General features: G+C 54.8%; 18 protein-coding genes and 1 tRNA gene. 2 read left to right on the top strand and 17 right to left on the bottom strand.

Going from position 1 to position 20,294, the window contains the following annotated elements; genetic code table 11:
- Positions 1-2: 2 nt before the first annotated feature.
- The 15 genes from nuoH to tldD form a co-directional block, all read right to left on the bottom strand.
- Entirely contained in the window at positions 3-1,028 is a 1,026-nt protein-coding gene (nuoH, locus tag BLW97_RS02750; RefSeq protein WP_024893600.1) for an NADH-quinone oxidoreductase subunit NuoH, read from the bottom strand.
- Positions 1,028-3,376: an NADH-quinone oxidoreductase subunit NuoG gene (gene nuoG, locus BLW97_RS02745; protein WP_075322217.1), complete on the bottom strand. Its 2,349-nt coding sequence runs from the start codon at positions 3,374-3,376 to the stop codon at positions 1,028-1,030. The genes nuoH and nuoG overlap by 1 nt, the downstream gene beginning before the upstream one ends.
- Positions 3,376-4,659 (bottom strand): NADH-quinone oxidoreductase subunit NuoF, encoded by a 1,284-nt coding sequence (gene nuoF / locus BLW97_RS02740; RefSeq protein WP_010641703.1) that lies wholly within the window; start codon positions 4,657-4,659, stop codon positions 3,376-3,378. The genes nuoG and nuoF overlap by 1 nt, the downstream gene beginning before the upstream one ends.
- Positions 4,649-5,140 carry an NADH-quinone oxidoreductase subunit NuoE gene (gene nuoE, locus BLW97_RS02735; protein WP_075322216.1) on the bottom strand — a complete coding sequence of 164 codons (492 nt, stop codon included), beginning with the start codon at positions 5,138-5,140 and terminating at the stop codon, positions 4,649-4,651. The genes nuoF and nuoE overlap by 11 nt, the downstream gene beginning before the upstream one ends.
- A gap of 3 nt (positions 5,141-5,143) precedes the next feature.
- The gene (locus tag BLW97_RS02730; protein ID WP_024893595.1) at positions 5,144-6,397 is read right to left on the bottom strand and encodes an NADH-quinone oxidoreductase subunit D; all 1,254 of its coding nucleotides are present in this window, start codon (positions 6,395-6,397) and stop codon (positions 5,144-5,146) included.
- A complete protein-coding gene (locus BLW97_RS02725; protein WP_024893594.1) occupies positions 6,381-6,989 on the bottom strand; it encodes an NADH-quinone oxidoreductase subunit C in 609 nt (202 codons plus the stop codon). The genes BLW97_RS02730 and BLW97_RS02725 overlap by 17 nt, the downstream gene beginning before the upstream one ends.
- A gap of 3 nt (positions 6,990-6,992) precedes the next feature.
- Positions 6,993-7,469: a NuoB/complex I 20 kDa subunit family protein gene (locus BLW97_RS02720; protein WP_010641695.1), complete on the bottom strand. Its 477-nt coding sequence runs from the start codon at positions 7,467-7,469 to the stop codon at positions 6,993-6,995.
- Complete coding sequence (locus tag BLW97_RS02715; RefSeq protein WP_024893593.1) at positions 7,460-7,816, bottom strand: NADH-quinone oxidoreductase subunit A; 357 nt, start codon at positions 7,814-7,816, stop codon at positions 7,460-7,462. The genes BLW97_RS02720 and BLW97_RS02715 overlap by 10 nt, the downstream gene beginning before the upstream one ends.
- 134 nt (positions 7,817-7,950) lie before the next feature.
- Positions 7,951-8,035, bottom strand: a tRNA-Leu gene (locus tag BLW97_RS02710).
- A gap of 37 nt (positions 8,036-8,072) precedes the next feature.
- Positions 8,073-8,510 carry a preprotein translocase subunit SecG gene (gene secG / locus BLW97_RS02705; RefSeq protein ID WP_010641686.1) on the bottom strand — a complete coding sequence of 146 codons (438 nt, stop codon included), beginning with the start codon at positions 8,508-8,510 and terminating at the stop codon, positions 8,073-8,075.
- Between the two features lie 4 nt (positions 8,511-8,514).
- Complete coding sequence (gene tpiA / locus BLW97_RS02700; RefSeq protein WP_010641685.1) at positions 8,515-9,288, bottom strand: triose-phosphate isomerase; 774 nt, start codon at positions 9,286-9,288, stop codon at positions 8,515-8,517.
- Between the two features lie 97 nt (positions 9,289-9,385).
- The gene (gene glmM / locus BLW97_RS02695; RefSeq protein ID WP_010641679.1) at positions 9,386-10,726 is read right to left on the bottom strand and encodes a phosphoglucosamine mutase; all 1,341 of its coding nucleotides are present in this window, start codon (positions 10,724-10,726) and stop codon (positions 9,386-9,388) included.
- The gene (gene folP / locus BLW97_RS02690; RefSeq protein WP_075322215.1) at positions 10,723-11,535 is read right to left on the bottom strand and encodes a dihydropteroate synthase; all 813 of its coding nucleotides are present in this window, start codon (positions 11,533-11,535) and stop codon (positions 10,723-10,725) included. Before folP ends, glmM begins: the two co-directional genes overlap by 4 nt.
- Before the next feature lie 53 nt (positions 11,536-11,588).
- Positions 11,589-13,514, bottom strand: coding sequence for an ATP-dependent zinc metalloprotease FtsH (gene ftsH / locus BLW97_RS02685; protein ID WP_010641671.1), 1,926 nt, complete (start codon positions 13,512-13,514; stop codon positions 11,589-11,591).
- Between the two features lie 96 nt (positions 13,515-13,610).
- Positions 13,611-15,056, bottom strand: a complete 1,446-nt coding sequence (tldD, locus tag BLW97_RS02680) for a metalloprotease TldD (protein ID WP_010641669.1) — start codon at positions 15,054-15,056, stop codon at positions 13,611-13,613.
- Positions 15,057-15,369: 313 nt separating this feature from the next.
- Here tldD and BLW97_RS02675 point away from each other — a divergent pair, with 313 nt between their 5' ends.
- Together BLW97_RS02675 and BLW97_RS02670 are read left to right on the top strand one after the other, a co-directional pair.
- Complete coding sequence (locus BLW97_RS02675; RefSeq protein WP_075322214.1) at positions 15,370-18,222, top strand: ribonucleoside-diphosphate reductase subunit alpha; 2,853 nt, start codon at positions 15,370-15,372, stop codon at positions 18,220-18,222.
- A gap of 20 nt (positions 18,223-18,242) precedes the next feature.
- On the top strand, positions 18,243-19,358 hold the full coding sequence (locus tag BLW97_RS02670) for a ribonucleotide-diphosphate reductase subunit beta (protein ID WP_075322213.1): 1,116 nt from the start codon (positions 18,243-18,245) through the stop codon (positions 19,356-19,358).
- 290 nt (positions 19,359-19,648) lie between these two features.
- Here the strand turns inward: BLW97_RS02670 and BLW97_RS02665 are convergent, their stop codons facing one another.
- Positions 19,649-19,906, bottom strand: a complete 258-nt coding sequence (locus tag BLW97_RS02665; protein WP_010641624.1) for a CopG family antitoxin — start codon at positions 19,904-19,906, stop codon at positions 19,649-19,651.
- A complete protein-coding gene (locus tag BLW97_RS02660) occupies positions 19,890-20,171 on the bottom strand; it encodes a BrnT family toxin (RefSeq protein ID WP_024893584.1) in 282 nt (93 codons plus the stop codon). Before BLW97_RS02660 ends, BLW97_RS02665 begins: the two co-directional genes overlap by 17 nt.
- Positions 20,172-20,294: the final 123 nt, after the last annotated feature.

The following is a 20,294-nucleotide window of genomic DNA, read 5'->3' as shown; positions in this document are numbered from 1 at the left end:
CCTCAGCGCAGAATGGCACGCATGGGTGTTTCCAGGGCAATACCCACCACCACAATCCAGGCAATGGTTACCGGAATGAACACTTTCCAGCCCAGGCGCATGATCTGGTCATAGCGATAGCGTGGGAATGTTGCCCGAATCCACAAAAACACATACAGCAGAAAAGCGGTTTTGAGCAGCAACCAGACCAGGCCGGGTATCCAGGTCAATAACGGGGTGTTGATGGGTGCATACCAACCGCCCAGAAACAGGACCGTCGTCAACAACGACACAAAAATCATGTTGGCATATTCCGCCAGGAAAAACAGGGCGAAAGCCATTCCAGAATATTCCACATGGAAACCGGCGACAATTTCCGACTCGCCTTCCGCTACGTCAAAAGGTGCGCGGTTGGTTTCCGCCACACCGGAAATAAAATACACCAGAAAAAACGGGAAAAGGGGCAACCAGTACCAGGACCAGAATCCGCCACCGGCCTGGGCCTCGACAATTTTGCTCAGATTCAGGGTCTGGGCCAACATCAACACTCCGACCAGGGCAAAACCCATGGCGATTTCGTAAGCAACCAGCTGTGCGGCGGCACGCATGGCGCCCAGAAACGCATACTTGGAATTGGAAGCCCAGCCTGCCACGATAATGCCGTACACGCCCAACCCGGCAATCGCAAGCACATACAGCAAACCGGCGTTCATGTTGGAGATAGCCACATCCGGCCCGAAGGGTACCGCCGCCCAGACCAGCAGCGCAGGGACAAAAGCCAGCACCGGCGCTGCCAGAAACAGAAAGCGGTTGGCACTGGTGGGAATGATGACTTCCTTGAACATCAACTTCAGCGCATCGGCAATAGGCTGCAGCGAACCTCTGAAACCCACCCGGTTGGGTCCCAGACGGACCTGCATGTAACCAATGACCTTGCGTTCTGCCAGGGTCAGGTAAGCCACACCCAGCAATAACGGCACCACCACAATGACAATTTTGATAATCGACCAGATGACTGCCCACCAGCCGGTTTGATAAAAATCATGCATTATGATGCCCTCTGGGTTTCCGGCAGTAATGCTGCCATCGCTACGGAACAGGGCAGATAAGGCGCAGCAAGTCCTGAAGTTTCCGGGTAGCCCAGAGGAATCCAGATGCAACCCAGAGGAATATGCGTATCCAGATCCAGGGCCAGAGTGACTTTTCCTGATGCGGAACTGACTTCCACGGCCTCACCCTGAATTCCCGACTGACGGGCCTGATCGGGATGCATTCTGGCAACCAGGGGGGTACTCAGCGGCTTGGCCCGGCGTACCAGAGGATCCCCCTGATATATGGGCCAGTCGCCAAGGCGCAACAACGCGCCTGCTGGTATGGGTTGCACTGCTTCCAGTGCTGGGAAGGCGTGGAAAGGCGGAATATCCATACCATAGTCGCCTACGGCATGATGCCAGGCGGCGCTCACTTCGCTCAGTTCATTGTACTGAAAGTCCGGCAGCTTCAGACCATCACCCAATACCCGCAATATTTTCCAGCCGGGCCGGGCTTCACCGGGTAATTTCACTGCCGCGCGGAAGGACTGGCAGCGTCCTTCATTATTCACATAAGAACCTGAACCCTCGGCAAACGCGGCCATGGGTAATATCACATCCGCATACTGCCGGGCCTCATTCCCAAAATGACTGATGCTTAAAACAAACTCGGCATCGCGCAGGCGCTGGACGGCTTGTGCTCCTGCAAGACTATCCACACCCGGCTCTACGCCGAAAAGAATAAAGCCCTGCATTTCGGCATTCCAGCAGGCACCTGCAGGCAAACCGGGCTCTGCCAGCAGGTGACCGCCAGGAGCGCGCTGGGGTACACAGCCACTCAACCAGGCTCCGGCACTGTTGCTTTCATCTGCCAGCCAGCCAATCCGCCCACCCGCCAGCTCGGCAATGCTTTCCACCTGCGCCAGCAGATCAGCAGCCTGGGGATGATGCAGCAGGGCACTGCCAATCAAAATGAGCGGATTATCTGCTGCCGCCATTTCCCGGGCCAAATCTACCAGACCATCGCTCTGTTTTTCTTCATGAACATGGGCAAAATGCCCCGCCAGTTGCTGGTACAAGGCCAGATCTTCACCCGCCCCGGCAACGATCTGAGTGACCGGAAAGTTGAAATCCTGACGCATGCTGTCAATGCTCACTACCTTGCCGCCGTTCAGTACCGCCTTATGCAGGCGATGGTTGGTCAGCGGCTGCTGGTGTCGGGTGAAGCCATGACAGAGCACAATCAGTGGCTCTCTTTCCAGTTCTTCCAGACTCATATTCAGCGCCGGATAAAGAGGCATGGCCGCATCCGCACGGAAATCCTGCTGATGCAGACGATGATCCACATGCGGGCTACCCAGTCCGCGCAACAAGGCCTGGAACAAAAACAGTTCTTCATTGCTTGACTGTCCGGAAATCAGTCCGGCCAGCTTGTCTGCACCGTGACGGGCCAGCACTTTTTCCAGTCCGGCGAGCGTCGCTTCCAGGGCTTCGGCCCAGGAGACTTCCGTCCACTTACCCTGTGAATCGCGCAACAAAGGCTTGGTCACCCGATCAGGCGCATTCAATCCGGTGTAGGCATAGCGCCCCTTGTCACAAATCCACTGTTCATTGACGGCTTCATTATTGCGCGGCAAAACCCGCAGCACTTCCTTGCCCAGACTTTGGACATCGGTATTGCAGCCCGTGGAACAATGCGGACAAATGCCGGGGGTGTGCTTCAGTTCCCAGGAGCGGGCCTTGTAGCGGAAGGGTTTGCTGGTCAGCGCGCCCACCGGACATAAATCAATCATGTTTCCGGATAATTCCGATTTCACAGCCTTGGCTACATAAGTGCCAATGGCCATGTGTTCACCGCGTCCGGTAGCCCCAAGCTCCTTGATGCCACCGATTTCCTGCCCGAAACGCACACAGCGGGTACACTGAATGCAGCGGGTCATTTCCGTAGTGATCAGCGGACCGATATCCTTGTCTTCGACAACCCGTTTTTCCTCATCGTAATGACTGTGGGGATTGGCAAAGCCCATGGTGATATCCTGCAAGGGACATTCGCCGCCCTGATCACAAATCGGACAATCCAGAGGATGGTTGATCAGCAAAAATTCCAGAACACCCTGCTGGGCCATTTTCGCCTTGCGCGAAGCCGTGGCTATTTTCATTCCGTCGGACACCGGGGTGGCGCAGGCAGGCAAGGGTTTTGGCGCTTTTTCCACATCCACCAGACACATCCGGCAATTGGCGGCAACAGAAAGTTTGGGGTGATAGCAGAAAAACGGAATGTAAATCCCTAGAGATTCAGCGGCCTCCATGATCGTGGTCCCTGCTGCCACTTCGACTTGCTGTCCGTCTATTTCAATATGCAGCATCAGTGTTCTCCCATACTGATCATGCAGCTTTTGTGTTCAATATGGTATTCATATTCCTCACGAAACAGTTTGATGGAACTCACCACTGGGGCCACACCACCATCTGCCAGGGCGCAGATGGTCCGCCCCTCAATCCGCGAACCCACATCCAGAAGCAGTTGCAGGTCTTCTTCCCGACCCTGACCGTTTTCGAGGCGATGCATGACCCGCCACAACCAACCCATGCCTTCGCGGCAGGGTGTACATTGACCACAAGACTCATGCATATAAAAACGGGCAATGCGCTCCACCGTGCGGACCATGCACACACTGTCATCCATGACAATCACGGAACCCGCACCCAAAGCCGAACCCGCCTTGGAAATGGAGTCGTAATCCATGGTGACATCCATCATCACCTCCCCAGCCACCATCGCCGTGCTGGTTCCACCGGGAATCACCGCTTTCAGCCGGCGACCAGGACGCAAGCCCCCGGCCATCTCCAGCAATTCCCGGAACGGAAGCCCCATGGGGACTTCGTAATTTCCGGGTTTCTGGACCTGACCAGTGACGGAGAAAATCTTGGTGCCCCCATTATTGGGTTTACCCAGATTCAAAAACCACTCGCCGCCCCTGGTGATAATGTCCGGCACCGAGGCGAACGTTTCGACGTTGTTGATGGTGGTGGGGCGCCCATAAAGTCCGTAGCTGGCGGGAAAAGGTGGCTTAAAGCGCGGCTGACCCTTTTTGCCTTCCAGGGCTTCCATGAGCGCGGTTTCTTCCCCACAAATGTAGGCCCCGGCACCCCGATATACATACAAATCGAAGGAAAAACCGGTACCCAGAATATTCTGGCCGAGATACCCCGCTGCATAGGCTTCAGCCAGCGCATCCTCGACAATATGGATGGGTTCAATGAACTCGCCACGAATAAAAATGTAGCCTGCCGTGGCACCCATGGCATAGGCACCAATAATCATCCCCTCAATCAGGCGATGCGGTTCATAGCGCATAATATCCCGATCCTTGCAGGTACCGGGCTCGCCCTCATCGGCATTGCAGAGCAGGTATTTCGTGCCGCTGACCCCTTTGGGCATGAAACTCCACTTCAGTCCGGTCGGAAAGCCGGCACCACCGCGTCCACGCAGAGCGGATTTTTTCATTTCGGCAATAATCTGCTCAGGCGCCATCGGTTCCTGGAGGACCTTGCGCAAAGCTTCATAACCACCGGTTCCGGCATACACGGACAGACGATGGGAGTCGGGAATACCACGATTCTGCAGCGTAACGCCATTAACGTACATCTTCAGATCCTCCCCGCAATTGGGCAATCAGGGCATCCAGACTTTCTGGAGTCAGATTTTCGTAGTAGCGATCTCCCAGCTGCATCATCGGCGCATCTTTACAGGCACCCAGGCATTCCACTTCCTGCAGGGTGAACAAGCCATCAGCCGTCGTTTCACCCAGACCGATTCCCAAGGTTTTACTCAGATGAGCAATGATTCTGTCTGATCCGTTCAGAAAGCAGGACACGCTGCCACAGACGCAGAGCTTGTGGCGACCCACGGGCTTGAGGTCATACATGGTGTAAAAAGTCGCTACCTCAAAAGCCTGAATGGCTGGCAAACCCAGAATTTCTGCCACATATTCAATCAGTTCATCACGCAGATAACCCTGTTCTTCCTGGGCAATACGCAGTGCCGCCAGCAACGCAGAACGCGCCTCTTCCTGCGGATACTTGCTGCGCTCAAAGGCAATAGCTTTCAGGGACTTTTCCGATAACATGCTCTACCTGTCAATCTCGCCGAAAACAATATCCATGGTGGACAGTATCGCCACCACATCTGCAATCATGTGTCCCTTGGCCATTTCATCCATCGCTGCCAGATGAGAAAAACCGGGGGCACGAATTTTCATCCGGTAGGGCTTGTTGGCACCATCAGAAATCATGTAGATACCGAATTCGCCCTTGGGAGCCTCAACGGCTGTGTACACTTCTCCTGCCGGAACGGACATGCCTTCCGAAAACAGTTTGAAGTGATGGATGAGGGCTTCCATGCTGCCCTTCATTTCTTCACGCGGGGGTGCTGCCACCTTGAAATCATCCGTAATGACCGGCCCCGGATTCTGCCGCAGCCAATTCACGCACTGGGCAATGATGTGGTTGCTTTGCCGCATTTCCGCCACCCGTACCAGATAGCGGTCATAACAATCCCCGGTACTACCGACGGGAATCTCAAAATCCAGATCCGCATAGGCCGCGTAAGGCTGGGTCCGCCGTAAATCCCAGGCTACCCCGGAAGCCCGCAACATGGGACCGGTAAAGCCCAGCTGCACCGCCCGCTCGGAACCTACCACACCAATCCCCACTGTTCTTTGTTTCCAGATGCGGTTATCGGTCAGTAATGTTTCATATTCGTCGACATAACCGGGAAAACGCCGGGTAAAATCTTCAATGAAATCGAGCACCGTTCCCTGGCGATTGGCATTGAGTTCATCCAGGCGCCTGGCATCCCGATAAGGCGAGGCCACATACTGGGGCATCTGCGCCGGGAGATCACGATACACTCCACCAGGCCGATAATAAGCTGCATGCATCCGCGCACCGGAAACCGCCTCATACACGTCCATAAGGTCTTCTCGCTCGCGAAAGCAGTACAGGAAGACACTCATGGCACCCACATCCAGCGCATAGGCACCCAGCCAGAGCAGATGGTTGAGAACCCGGGTAATTTCGTCGAAAAGCGTACGAATATACTGGGCACGCCTTGGCACTTCCAGACCCAGCAGCTTTTCCACGGCCAGGCAGTACGCATGCTCGTTACACATCATCGACACGTAGTCGAGACGGTCCATATAGGGCAAATTCTGCAAATAGGTTTTATTTTCGGCCAGCTTTTCCGTAGCTCGATGGAGCAAACCAATATGCGGATCAGCACGCTCGATGACTTCCCCGTCCAGCTCCAGCACCAGACGCAATACCCCGTGTGCCGAAGGATGCTGCGGCCCGAAGTTCATCGTAAAATTATTGATTTCTGGCATTGTAGCGCCCCTCCTCCTCGGACCGGATGATGCGCGGGACAACTACCCGTTCTTCGGTGCGCGTGGGTTCGTAAATGACGCGCCCCTGATCGGCGTCGTAACGCATTTCTACGGTTCCCACCAGCGGAAAATCCTTACGGAATGGATAACCCACAAAACCATAATCGGTAAGAATACGGCGCAGGTCGGGATGACCATCAAACAAAATCCCGTAAAGATCAAAAGTCTCCCGCTCAAACCAGTTAGCGGCCGCCCAGACATCCACTACGGAGGGGACAATCGGCAATTCGGTATCTGCAAATATCCGCAAACGGATGCGCTGCCGGTGTGGCAGGGAAAGTAAATGGTACACCACCGCAAAACGCGGCCCTTTCCAGGTGCCGTCGCCATATTCGGAGTAATCGACACCGCATACATCTATCAGCATGTCGAAGCGGCAGGCCGGATCGTCGCGCAACCAGAGACAAGCTGCGTGGAATCCTTCCAGCGTTATTTCCACCGTCAATTCTTCACGATCAATACGGGCAGCGTGCAGATTATCTCCCAGCTTTGCGCTCAGTATCTGGCGCAGATTTTCGAGTGCGTCAGTCATGGCTTACCTGGCTATCGTATTGGTTCGACGAATTTTTTTCTGCAATTGGATCAGACCGTAAAGTAGCGCCTCGGCAGTGGGCGGACAACCGGGAACATAAATATCCACCGGCACGATGCGATCACAACCACGCACTATGCTGTACGAGTAGTGATAATAGCCACCACCATTGGCACAGGAACCCATGGAAACTACCCAACGCGGTTCCGGCATCTGGTCATAGACCTTACGTAATGCCGGGGCCATTTTATTGACCAGAGTCCCTGCCACAATCATCACGTCCGACTGACGCGGACTGGGACGAAACACGATACCAAAACGATCCAGATCATAACGGGCTGCTCCGGCATGCATCATCTCGACGGCACAGCATGCCAGCCCAAATGTCATGGGCCACAAGGAGCCGGTCCGACTCCAGTTGACTACGGTATCGATGCTGGTAGTCACAAAACCTTTTTCGAGGATGCCTTCTATTCCCATTCCAAGGCTCCTTTTTTCCACTCATAAATGAAACCCACCACGAGAATGGCGAGAAAAATCATCATGGCCAGAAAACCCATCATGCCGATCTGATCAAAGACCACGGCCCAGGGGAACAGGAAGGCAATTTCCAGATCGAAGAGAATGAACAGAATGGCCACCAGATAATAGCGCACATCAAATTTGACGCGTGCGTCTTCAAAAGCCTCAAAGCCACATTCATAGGGCGAGAGCTTTTCGCTATCCGGTTTGTGCGGTCCCAGCGAGGCTCCCATCAGCAATGGGACCACACCGACCACCAGTGCCACCACAATAAAGATGAGCACGGGTAAATAATGGTTCAACATCCCCAACACTCCTCCACCCAAATATGGACCTGAAAATACCACCTTCAAAATCCGCTATAAATTAATTTTCTTATATATAAATCAATGCTCTGGTATACTCCAGAGACAAAAAAACAGCCCTATAGGCTGCAATTTGGTGCCGAAGACCGGATTCGAACCGGTACAGCTTGCGCCGCCGCCCCCTCAAGACGGTGTGTCTACCAATTTCACCACTTCGGCCGAAGTCTTAAAACTTTCTCATGACCCGCTTGCTACGTCAAGGCTTCACAGGTGTTTTTGCTGTAGAAACTGGCGCTGCCGGCACACTGCTTGCTGCAGATGTGCTTACGGCTGCTGCCGCAGAACCCGTAGCCGCTGCCGCAGGATGAACGACCGTGGGTTTCGCGGTAGCAGGTTTCTCCGGTAGCGTGCTGGTAACCGGTGCCTTGCTTGGCAAAGTAATCCCGGAAACCGCACTGCTTGCAGCATGATCAGAAAGATACGCCAGACCAAGACTGTTCAGAAAAAATATGGCACCAATAACTGCCGTAGTATGGCTGAGGAAGTTTCCCGCTCCCTGGGCGCCAAATACGGTTTGCGATCCACCGCCGCCAAATGCTGCGCCCATATCCGCCCCCTGACCTTTCTGAATCAGAACCAGCCCTACCAGGACGACACAAATAATCACCTGAAACACCAATAACAAGGTGTACATCAAATCAACCTCCTCGTCCTGCCAATTCGGCAGCACGACAAATTTGGATAAATTCTCCCGCGCTCAGGGATGCTCCGCCCACCAGAGCGCCATCGATGTCTTCCTGATCAAACAGCGCTGCTGCATTGTTGCCTTTGACGCTGCCTCCGTACAACAGAATCAGGCGCTTGGCCAACTGACTGGAATGCCCTGCCACCAGCTTACGAATAAAAGCATGTACGGCCTGGGCCTGTTCCGGACTGGCACTTTGTCCGGTGCCAATGGCCCAGATGGGTTCGTAGGCAATGATGAGGTTAGGCTGGTTGGACTCCAGATTCAACAAAGGCAATATCGCCTCCACCTGACGCTGCAGAACCTGTTCGGTAGCGCCCTGGGCACGCTCAGTTTCGCTCTCACCCACACAGACTACGGGTATCAGGCCCGATGACAGCGCCGCTTTGACCTTACGGGCCACCAGTTCGTCCGTTTCCGCAAAAATCTGCCGTCTTTCCGAATGTCCTACCAAAACATAGCGACAACCCATGTCGCGGAGCATGGCACCCGAAATTTCTCCGGTATACGCCCCACTGGCTTCCCAGAACAAGTTCTGCCCCCCCCAGCGCAAAGCAGTTCCCTTTGCTTCCTGAGTCACTGCATGCAAAAGGGTATACGGCGGGAACAGCACCACTTCAGGACGCATCTGCTCCAGATCGGCGCTGAGAATGGCTTGGGTAAGATGCACGGCATCGGCGCTGAGGCCATTCATCTTCCAGTTTCCTGCAACCATGGTGGGACGCAAATCAAATCTTCCTTGTTCAGCTATATGTCATGATCGTCTAATGTGCGACCGAGTGTAAAGACTCCACTCGAAGCGGTCAATTTTGCATTTTCTGATTTTATCCGGGCGCCAGATCACTGAGTTCTTTGGCAAGCTTTTCGGCGACCCGCGCAGCCAGGTCTGCTGACACGGCCTCGACCATGACCCGCAACAATGGTTCTGTACCTGATGGCCGCACCAGTAGCCGCCCTTTATCCGCCAGTTCTTGTTCTGCGGCCGCAACCCGTTCTTGCGCTGCGGGATGATCCAGAAAATGTCGTGCATCTGCCAGACGTACGCCAATGAGCACCTGCGGATAGGGCTGATAGCCTTCCCGAAGTGCCTTCAAGCTTTTGCCGGATTTGCGCATAATGGCCAGCACGCGCAAGGCGGCCAGAATTGCATCCCCCGTGGTATTGGCTGGCGTAATAATATGCCCCGATGATTCGCCACCCAGAGGGAAGGCGTGCTGCTGCATGGCTTCCAGAACATAGCGATCACCGACGGCGCTACGCACAAAGGGCACTCCCAAATCAGCAAGGCCCTGCTCAAGGGCCAGATTACTCATGACCGTACCGACCACGCCAGACAAAATACCCTGCTGCTGCATGTCGCGGGCCAAAAGCCAGATGAGTTCGTCGCCATCCAGCAGCGCGCCCTGCCCATCCACCAAAATCAGTCGATCACCATCACCATCAAAAGCAATACCCAAGTCAGCCTGAGTGCTGCGCACCTGCTCCTGCAGGCTTTCCGGACAGGTCGAACCAACTCCGGCATTGATATTGATACCATTGGGCTCCACACCCAGCAAAGTCAATTGTGCACCCAACTCCCGGAACACCATGGGGCCCACTTTGTAATTGGCGCCGTGAGCACAATCCACAACCAGATGCAGGCCACGCAAGTCCAGGTTGGCGGGAAAAGTGGTTTTGCAAAACTCTACATACCGACCTGCTGCATCCTCTACACGGCGCGCCTTACCAAGCTGTTCGGAATCACAAACCAGCATTGGCCGATCCATCCAGGCCTCAATAGCTTCTTCCTGGGCATCGGGCAATTTATAGCCATCGCCCGAGAAAAACTTGATCCCATTGTCCTGATAGGGGTTATGCGAAGCGCTGATGACAATTCCGGCGTCCGCACGCAGGGTACGCGTCAAATAGGCAATGGCTGGTGTTGGCAGTGGACCGACCAACAACACATCCACACCAGCACTGGCCAGACCGGATTCCAGTGCGGATTCCAGTAAATAACCGGAAAGCCGTGTGTCCTTGCCAATGACTACCCGGGGACGCTCTGTGGCGCCGGCGGTCAGCACATGTCCCGCCGCCCATCCCAACTTCAGTACCCATTCCGGGTGAATGACAGAATCTCCGACCCGCCCTCTGACACCATCGGTGCCAAACCATTTTCTGCTCATGGTACTTCCCTCAACGGCTTTTCAGCCCCTTGTTCCTGAATACCTGTCCAGACTTTGATGGCCTGCACCGTTTCTGCCACATCGTGGACACGAAGCACCTGCGCACCATGGGCCACAGCCCAGAGTGCGGCGGCAATGCTACCGGCCAGCCGCTGAGCGGCAAGGGCGACACCGGACAACTCGCCGATCATGCTTTTTCGGGAAGCCCCGACCACAATCGGCAATCCTAGACTTTGAATTGCGTCCAACTCCCGCAAAAGCCGGCAGTTTCCCTGCAGATCTTTGGCAAAACCCAATCCGGGGTCCAGCAATAACTGTTCACGGCGGATTCCTGCGGTTGCGCATGCAGCCATACGTTCCCTGAAAAAACCGATTACCTCGCCAAGCACATCGTCATAGCGGGTGTTGGTCTGCATATTCCTTGGCGTACCCCGCATATGCATCAGGCAAACCGGAATGTCCAACTCTGCAGCCATGGCCAGCGATTGCGGGTCGCCTTGCAGTGCCGTGACATCATTCATCAACCCTGCCCCCAGGGACCAGGCTTCGCGCATGACCTTGGCTTTGTAAGTATCTATGGACACCGGCAAAGGCACCGCTGCCAGCACCGCTTCCACAACGGGCAGCAGACGATCCATTTCTTCGGACTCGGAAACAGCGGGGGCACCTGGACGGGTTGATTCCGCACCAATATCAATAATGTCGCCGCCACTCTCCCAGATTTGGCGTGCCCGCATAACCGCCAACTCCGGACGGATATAAGTTCCGCCATCGGAGAAAGAGTCGGGGGTGACATTCAAAATCCCCATAACACAAGGGCGCCCCAAGTACAGCGGGCGCCCATTGCAATTCAGCGTTACGGTCAAACGGGATGTTCTCCGGGATTGAGGCCCGGCAGGGTCTGACCACCGGTCTTATCCGAACTGGCAGCATTACCATCCGTGGGCATGGTCGGATAACTACCCGCGCCATCTACCGGCGGACGTGGATCACGCCCGGCCATGATGTCACTCACCTGATTGGAATCCAGAGTTTCGTACTTCAACAAAGCCTTAGCCATAGCTTCGACCTTGTCACGATTTCCTTCGATCAACTTGCGCGCCACATCATAACGTTCACGAATGATGCCCCGGATTTCTCCGTCCACGGTCATGGCTGTCTGTTCGGAAATGTTACTATGCTTAGTCATTTCCCGACCGATGAACACTTCTTCTTCCTTCTCACCAATCACCATGGGGCCAATACTGGACATACCCCACTGGGTCACCATTTTCCGGGCCAGATCCGTGGCGCGTTCAATATCATTACCCGCACCCGTGGTCATTTGATTCAGAAAGACCTCTTCGGCAATACGCCCACCCATGAGGATGGAAATGTTACAGAGAATTTCCTCACGCTCGTAGTTGAAGCGGTCTTCAGTGGGCAATTGCATGGTGACACCCAAGGCACGGCCACGAGGAATGATGGTCACCTTATGCACCGGGTCCGTGCCGGGCAACAACTTGGCAACCACCGCATGACCCGATTCATGATATGCCGTAGTTTCCCGCTGCTTGTCACTCATCACTACCGATTTGCGTTCGGCACCCATCATGACCTTGTCTTTGGCGTTTTCAAAGTCATGCATGTCGACCAGACGTTTGCTCTTGCGCGCTGCCATCAAGGCTGCTTCGTTGACCAGATTGGCCAGGTCCGCCCCGGAAAAACCAGGGGTACCCCGGGCAATGACTTTGGGATCCACGTCGGGCGTAATAGGCACCTTGCGCATGTGAACCTGCAGAATCTGTTCACGACCACGAATATCGGGCAGGGGCACAGTGACCTGACGATCAAAACGACCAGGACGCAACAGGGCAGGATCCAGCACATCCGGACGGTTAGTGGCAGCCACCACAATAATCCCTTCCGTACCTTCAAAACCATCCATCTCTACCAGCAACTGGTTGAGGGTCTGTTCGCGCTCATCATTACCACCACCAAGACCCGCGCCACGCTGGCGTCCAACTGCATCAATTTCGTCAATGAAAATGATGCAGGGTGCATGTTTTTTCGCCTGCTCGAACATGTCGCGAACCCGCGAGGCGCCGACGCCCACGAACATTTCCACAAAATCAGAGCCGGAAATGGAGAAGAACGGTACCCGGGCTTCACCGGCAATGGCGCGTGCCAACAAGGTTTTACCGGCACCCGGTGAACCCATCAACAGCACGCCCTTGGGAATACGACCACCGAGACGCTGGAATTTTTGGGGATCGCGCAGGAAGTCGACAATTTCCGCCAGCTCTTCCTTGGCCTCTTCAACGCCCGCCACATCAGCGAAGGTGACCTTGTTGTTTTCTTCAGTCAGCATCCGGGCCTTGCTGCGCCCGAAAGTCATGGCACCACGACCACCCGCGCCACCGCCACCCATCTGGCGCATGAAGAAAATCCAGACGCCAATCAGCAGCAACATGGGGAACCAGGAAATCAGGATAGACAGCAAAATGGATTGTCCTGCCGGGGGTTTCACATTGATTTTCACGCCTGCGGCAAGCAACTGGGGCACCAGCTGGGTATCATTGGTCGGCGTGTAAACGCTGAACTTTTGCCCGGAACTGAGACTACCCGTTACATGATTGGCATCAATATTTACATCGGCTACTTGCCCTTGCTTGATGCTATTCACAAACGTCGAAAAGTCCATAGCCTGAGCGGGTGTCGAACTACTCGTATTGAGGTTCTGAAACACCAGCATCAGGATGACGCCTATGGCCACCCATAACAAAACGTTTTTTAAGACATTATTCATAAGTTACCCCCCGCAAGGGAGAATTTGATCCAGATTCAAGGCTGACAGATGCTTTGATGTTAGCCCTCTGAAAAGCCACTGACAATAAGATTTTTTTCAACCCTGTGTTCCTCCCACCGTCAGATCGCGTATTTTGAGAGTAGGCTGACCGACGCCCACCGGCACACTCTGACCATCTTTGCCACAAGTACCCACACCCGTATCTAATTGGAGGTCATTACCGATCATTTCAACCCTGGTCAGCACATCCGGACCATTACCAATCAGCGTCGCCCCTTTTATCGGCCGGGTTATTTTACCATTTTCAATGAGATAGGCTTCAGAAGCAGAAAACACGAACTTACCGTTGGTAATATCCACCTGCCCTCCGCCAAAATTCACCGCATAAAGACCACGCCGGACACTGGCAATAATTTCCTGAGGATCCCGATCCCCCGCACGCATGTAGGTATTGGTCATCCGGGGCATGGGAAGGTGCGCATAGGACTCGCGCCGACCATTGCCGGTAGAACGGGTGCCGGTCAGGCGGGCGTTGAGTGTGTCCTGCAAATAGCCCTTGAGGATTCCGTCTTCGATGAGGGTGGTACACTGGGTTTCCGTGCCTTCGTCATCGACATTCAGGCTGCCCCGGCGATTTTCGAGGGTACCGTCGTCCACCACGGTCACCCCAGGAGCCGCAACCCGCTCACCGACCCGACCACTAAATGCACTGGTACCCTTACGATTGAAATCACCTTCCAGGCCATGGCCGATGGCTTCATGCAGTAAAATGCCCGGCCAGCCCGGCCCCAGCACCACATCCATACTCCCTGCCGGGGCCGCTTCAGCTTCCAGATTAATCAGTGCCTGACGCGCGGCTTCGCGGGCAAAATCATCGGCCATCTGGCCCTTCAGGAAGGTCTGGTAATCATAACGACCACCACCACCGGCGCTCCCCTGCTCGCGCCGTCCGCCCTGCTCGGCAATGGCCGAAACATGGAGACGCACCAAAGGACGGACGTCTGCCGCCATGGTGCCATCCAGCCGTGCCACCAGCACCGCCTCAAATTTGGCACTCAGACTGGCCATTACCTGAACAATGCGGGGGTCTACCGACCGCGCCACCTGCTCCACCCGCTCCAGCAGGGCGATTTTTTCTTCGTTGGGAATAGAGGCCAATGGATCGGTTGGCTGATACAAGGACAGCCCATTGCGCCGCTGCCAGACCAGGCCCCGATTTTCACCCGGCTGATGGACAATGGCGCGCGCGGCATCGGCCGCCGTCAGCAGCGCCTCGACGCCAATTTCATCGGAGTAGGCCAAGCCCTGCCGCTCACCCTGAATGGCGCGCACCCCTACCCCCTGTTCAATGGAATGACTCCCGTTTTTCACAACCCCTTCTTCGAGACTGAAGCCTTCGCTGCGACTGTACTGAAAGTACAGGTCGGCATCGTCCAGCGCCCGATGAGACAGTCGGCCAAACACTTTTTCCAGCTCCCCTTCACTGATACCGCCGGGAGTAAACAAGGTGGCACGCGCTATATCGAGGGTTGAAGCAGTCATATCATCCTTCCTTGAGAGTCTATGCCGTCAGTATGCGCCCAAGAGACCAATTAGAACAAGTCCAAATTTTAATTTCTTTAGACATGATCGGTAATTCCCACAAAACCTTCGCAAAATGATTGCACTGGCTACCTTATCCACAACTTGCAAGCCATTTATCCACCCTTTCATCCACAATATGTAGTTGACAACAGCACCAGCAAGACTATATTTGGTGTGTGAGGTGTCTGGCAGGCAATTTGTTTTCCGGGTGCCCATTGCGTGACATAACCGCTTTTTCCAGGCCCTTTACGCCCAGCTTCGGAGTCTCAACATGCCCAATCCCGCCGCTCAAACTGTTGTCAGCAATCCTGCATACGATCCATCAGAAGCCAGTCATTACAAGGTCATCCGTCGCAACAATGCGATGGTTACCTTTGACGCCAGCAAAATTCATATTGCCATGACCAAAGCCTTTCTGGCCGTGGAAGGTGGCAGCGGTGCCGCCAGCGCCCGGGTGCGCGACCTCGTCACGCGTCTGACCGGGCAGGTCATTGAGGCGCTGCAAAGACGCCAGCCGGGTGGTGGCACCTTTCATATAGAAGACATTCAGGATCAGGTGGAGCTGGCCTTGATGCGGGCGGGCGAACACGAGGTCGCACGTGCCTACGTGCTTTACCGCGAAGAGCGCGCCCGCGAACGCCGTCAACAGAGCATTTCAGCCCCGCAGGCGGACATACCGCAAATTCAGGTGAAATATCCGGATGGTACGCAGCGGACTCTTGACCTGAAGCGTTTGCGAGCCGTCATTGAGGAAGCCTGCAGTGGCCTTGGCGAGGCTGTTTCCGTTGATACCCTGATGAGCAACACCAGCAAAAATCTGTACGATGGCATCAGTGAAGATGAACTGTTTCAGGCTCCCATTTTGGCCAGCCGGGTCATGATCGAGCGCGACCCCGCCTATGCTTATGTTTCTGCCCGCCTGTTGCTGGACCGGGTACGCTGGGAAGTGTTGGGAGAAGCCGCCACCCAGACCGAAATGGCCGCCCGCTATCCCGAATACTTCCGGGATTACCTGCAGACCGGCATTGCCCACGAACTGATTGATCCGCGCCTTGGTCAATATGATCTGGACCGTATTACGGCGGCCATCAAACCCGAGCGCGATCTCAATTTCCAGTATCTGGGCCTGCAGATTCTTTATGATCGTTACTTCCTGCATGTCCGCGAACGCCACATTGAACTGCCTCAGTCTTTCTGGATGCGGGTGGCCATGGGTCTGGCTGTCAATGAAGTGGACCGTGAAGAACAGGCCATCGCCTTTTATGAAGTGCTGTCCAGCTTCGACTTTGTCAGTTCGACCCCCACTCTTTTCAACTCAGGAACCTTGCGGCCGCAATTGTCGAGCTGCTTCCTGACCACCGTGGGCGACGATCTGGACGATATTTACGAGGCCATCAAGGAAAACGCCCTGCTCTCCAAATTCAGCGGCGGCCTGGGGAACGACTGGACCCCCGTACGGGCGCTGGGTTCTTTCATCAAGGGCACCAATGGTAAATCCCAGGGAGTCGTGCCCTTCCTCAAGGTGGTCAATGACACCGCTGTTGCCGTCAACCAGGGCGGCAAGCGCAAGGGTGCAGTCTGCGCCTACCTCGAAACCTGGCACATGGACATCGAGGAATTTCTGGAACTGCGCAAAAACACCGGCGATGACCGCCGCCGCACTCATGACATGAACACTGCCAACTGGATTCCTGACCTGTTTATGGAGCGGGTGGAAAGTGGTACTGCCTGGACGCTGTTCAGCCCGAATGAAACGGCAGATCTGCATGATCTGACCGGCTCGTCTTTCCGGGAACGCTACGAACATTACGAGCGTATGGCCGATGCGGGTGAAATCGAACTGTACAAAAAAGTTCCGGCTCTGCAGCTGTGGCGCAAAATGCTGACCATGCTGTTTGAAACCGGCCACCCCTGGATTACTTTCAAGGATCCCTGCAATCTGCGCAGCCCGCAGCAGCACGTGGGTGTCGTACATAGTTCCAATCTCTGCACGGAAATCACCCTCAACACCAACGACAAGGAAATTGCCGTTTGTAATCTGGGCTCCGTGAACCTGATTGCGCACCTGAAAAATACCTCAAGCACCGATCAATCCGCCCTGCGCACCGACAGCACGCCCGAAGATCTGCTGGAACTGCTGGACACCGACAAGCTCGGCCGGACCATCCGCACCGCCATGCGCATGCTCGACAATGTCATCGACATGAACTACTACGCCGTGGCCAAAGCGCGCAACAGCAATATGCGCCATCGTCCTGTGGGTCTGGGTCTGATGGGCTTTTCGGATGCCCTGCTGGAAATGCGGATACCCTATGCTTCGCCAGCGGCCGTCGCCTTTGCCGACATCAGTCAGGAAGTGATTTCCTACTACGCCATTGAGGCTTCTGCCGATCTGGCGCAGGAGCGAGGCAGTTATCCGAGCTTCCAGGGTTCACTCTGGAGTCAGGGGGTATTGCCCATCGACAGCATCGAACTGCTGGCCGCCAGCCGCGAACACGGCGTTGACGTAGACCGCAGCATGCGCCTCGACTGGAACGGGCTGCGGGACAAGGTTCGCAAAGGCATCCGTAACAGCAATTGTCTGGCTATCGCCCCCACGGCGACCATTTCCAACATTGTTGGCGTCAGCCAGGGGATTGAGCCCATTTATCAAAACCTTTACGTCAAATCCAACCTGTCCGGCGAATTTACGGTGGTAAACAGCTATCTGGTGCATGACCTCAAACGTCAGGGACTCTGGGACGAAGTCATGGTCAATGACCTCAAATACTTCGACGGATCAGTCTTGCCTGTGGACCGCATTCCTGCCGCCCTCAAGCCGCTTTATGCCAATGCCTTCGAAACCGATCCGGAATGGCTGGTCGAAGCCGCTGCCCGTCGTCAGAAATGGCTGGATCAGGCGCAGAGTCTGAATCTGTATTTTGGCCAGCCGTCCGGCAAGAAAATTGATGAGACCTACCGTCTGGCCTGGAAACGCGGGCTCAAAACCACCTATTACCTGCGTTCGCTGGGAGCCACAGCAGCGGAAAAATCTACTGTACAAACAGGCACTCTCAATGCCGTGTCCGGCCACCAGCCCAAGGCCTGTGCCATTGATGATCCCACCTGTGAAGCCTGCCAATAAGCAGAGGAGAAATTGCCGTTATGTTGAATTTTGAAAACAGCCTGCGTCCCGAAGCACTGCGCAGCAGCAGCCTGAATGATTTGCCGGAGTCTGTGCCGGAAGAGGAAAGTATACGTTTCGCCCGGGTACGGGCCGAAGACAAACGCATCATCAACGGTCGTGCGGATGTCAATCAACTGGTTCCTTTCAAGTACCAGTGGGCCTGGGACAAGTATCTGGCCGCCTGCGCCAACCACTGGATGCCCCAGGAAATCCAGATGTCCCGTGATATTGCCCTCTGGAAAGACCCCAAAGGCCTCACGGAAGATGAGCGCCGTATCGTCAAGCGTAATCTTGGTTTTTTTGTGACCGCCGACAGCCTCGCTGCCAATAACATTGTACTGGGCACCTATCGGCATATTACCGCGCCGGAATGCCGCCAATACATGTTACGGCAAGCCTTTGAGGAAGCCATTCACACCCACGCCTACCAGTATATCGTCGAATCCATTGGCCTGGATGAAGGTGAAATATTCAACATGTACCACGAAGTACCGTCGGTGCGGGATAAAGACCAGTTTCTGATGCCCTTCATCGACATCCTGGCCGACCCCAACTTCAAGACGGGCACCCTGGAAAATGACCAGAAACTGCTGCGCTCGCTGATTGTTTTTGCGGCCATTATGGAAGGGACTTTTTTCTATGTCGGGTTCAGCCAGATTCTGGCCATGGGCCGACAGAACAAGATGGTAGGCGCCGCCGAACAATACCAGTACATTCTGCGCGATGAATCCATGCACTGTAATTTTGGTATTGATTTAGCCAATCAGATCAAGGTCGAAAACCCACAGCTTTGGACAGAAACCTTCCAGCAGGAAATTATTGATCTGATCCGTCGTGGCGTGGAACTGGAATGCGCCTATGCCGACGACACCATGCCCCGTGGGGTTCTGGGTCTGAATGCCCCGATATTCAAGGACTACGTCAAATTCATCGGAAACCGGCGCCTGGTACAACTGGGCCTGCCCCAGCAATATCCGGGCGTACAAAACCCATTCCCGTGGATGAGCGAAATGATGGATCTCAAAAAGGAAAAGAATTTTTTTGAAACCCGCGTGACGGAATATCAGACTGGCGGGGCGCTGAGTTGGGATTGATGTTTGGGGTGATCGTTGGCCGCCACATAACGTGAGACTGACGCGACACATAAGGAGATTCCGTGTCAAATAAAGCAACTATACCATTTTAGTCTGTGGACGCATTTATATACTTCGTCATGCCTCGATCATATATAAGCGCTTGGTCTTCCGAGCTGGTATCTAGAGTTTCATCATTTGTGGATGCTTACGTACTATTCGATAAGGTTGTTCTACCTGCAATACGCGACCGGCGGGAGTGGGTCGGAAGCTGTCCATTGCTTACGTTGGAGAGTGGGTACAATACTCGGCTACTGCTGATGACGTGGTCGAGCTACATCGGCTTCCAGAAGCATGCGCACGTAGCGGGTGTAGGGCACACCTTTGGCTTTGGCTTTGGCCTTCACGGCTTCCAGCAATGCTTCGGGTAACCGCATGTTCAGGGCGGCGTCTTTCGGCGCGATTTCGAAGCGCATTGGCTGGAACTGCCGGAAGTCGAGGTCGGACAGGTCCTGCTCTAGGAACGCTTCGGCCTCTGCATCAGTCTTGAACTTAGGTACCTGCTTCATAATTCGTAATCTCCTTCTCGTGCATGTAACGGGCACTGATCGGGCGAATGAGATCATCCCTGATGGCAAACGCCACGAACATTGGCCTGCCATCGACCCGGCCCACCGCAATATGCCGACCTTCTGTCGGGAGGGAGTGCTTCGGGTCGGGAGCAACCATCACCTTTCCTTCGAGAAACAATCGCTCTATCACTTGGCGGGAAACGCCATGCTTTCCGCACTTCGGCCAGTTGCCGCTATCCCAATCGAAGCCCACTATCTCCATGAGAGAAGTGTAGGCGTGCGTCTACACAAACGCAACTCATCCATTTGCCCAGGTATCTGACCACCAATGGGCGGTTTCCAGTCTAAACCTGAAGTTCGCTCCGCATAATACTACCCCAGTGGT

The sequence above is a fragment of the Acidithiobacillus albertensis genome (assembly GCF_001931655.1).
GTDB classification, from domain to species: Bacteria; Pseudomonadota; Gammaproteobacteria; order Acidithiobacillales; family Acidithiobacillaceae; genus Acidithiobacillus; species Acidithiobacillus thiooxidans.
This window is presented reverse-complemented; position numbering and strand designations above follow the sequence as displayed.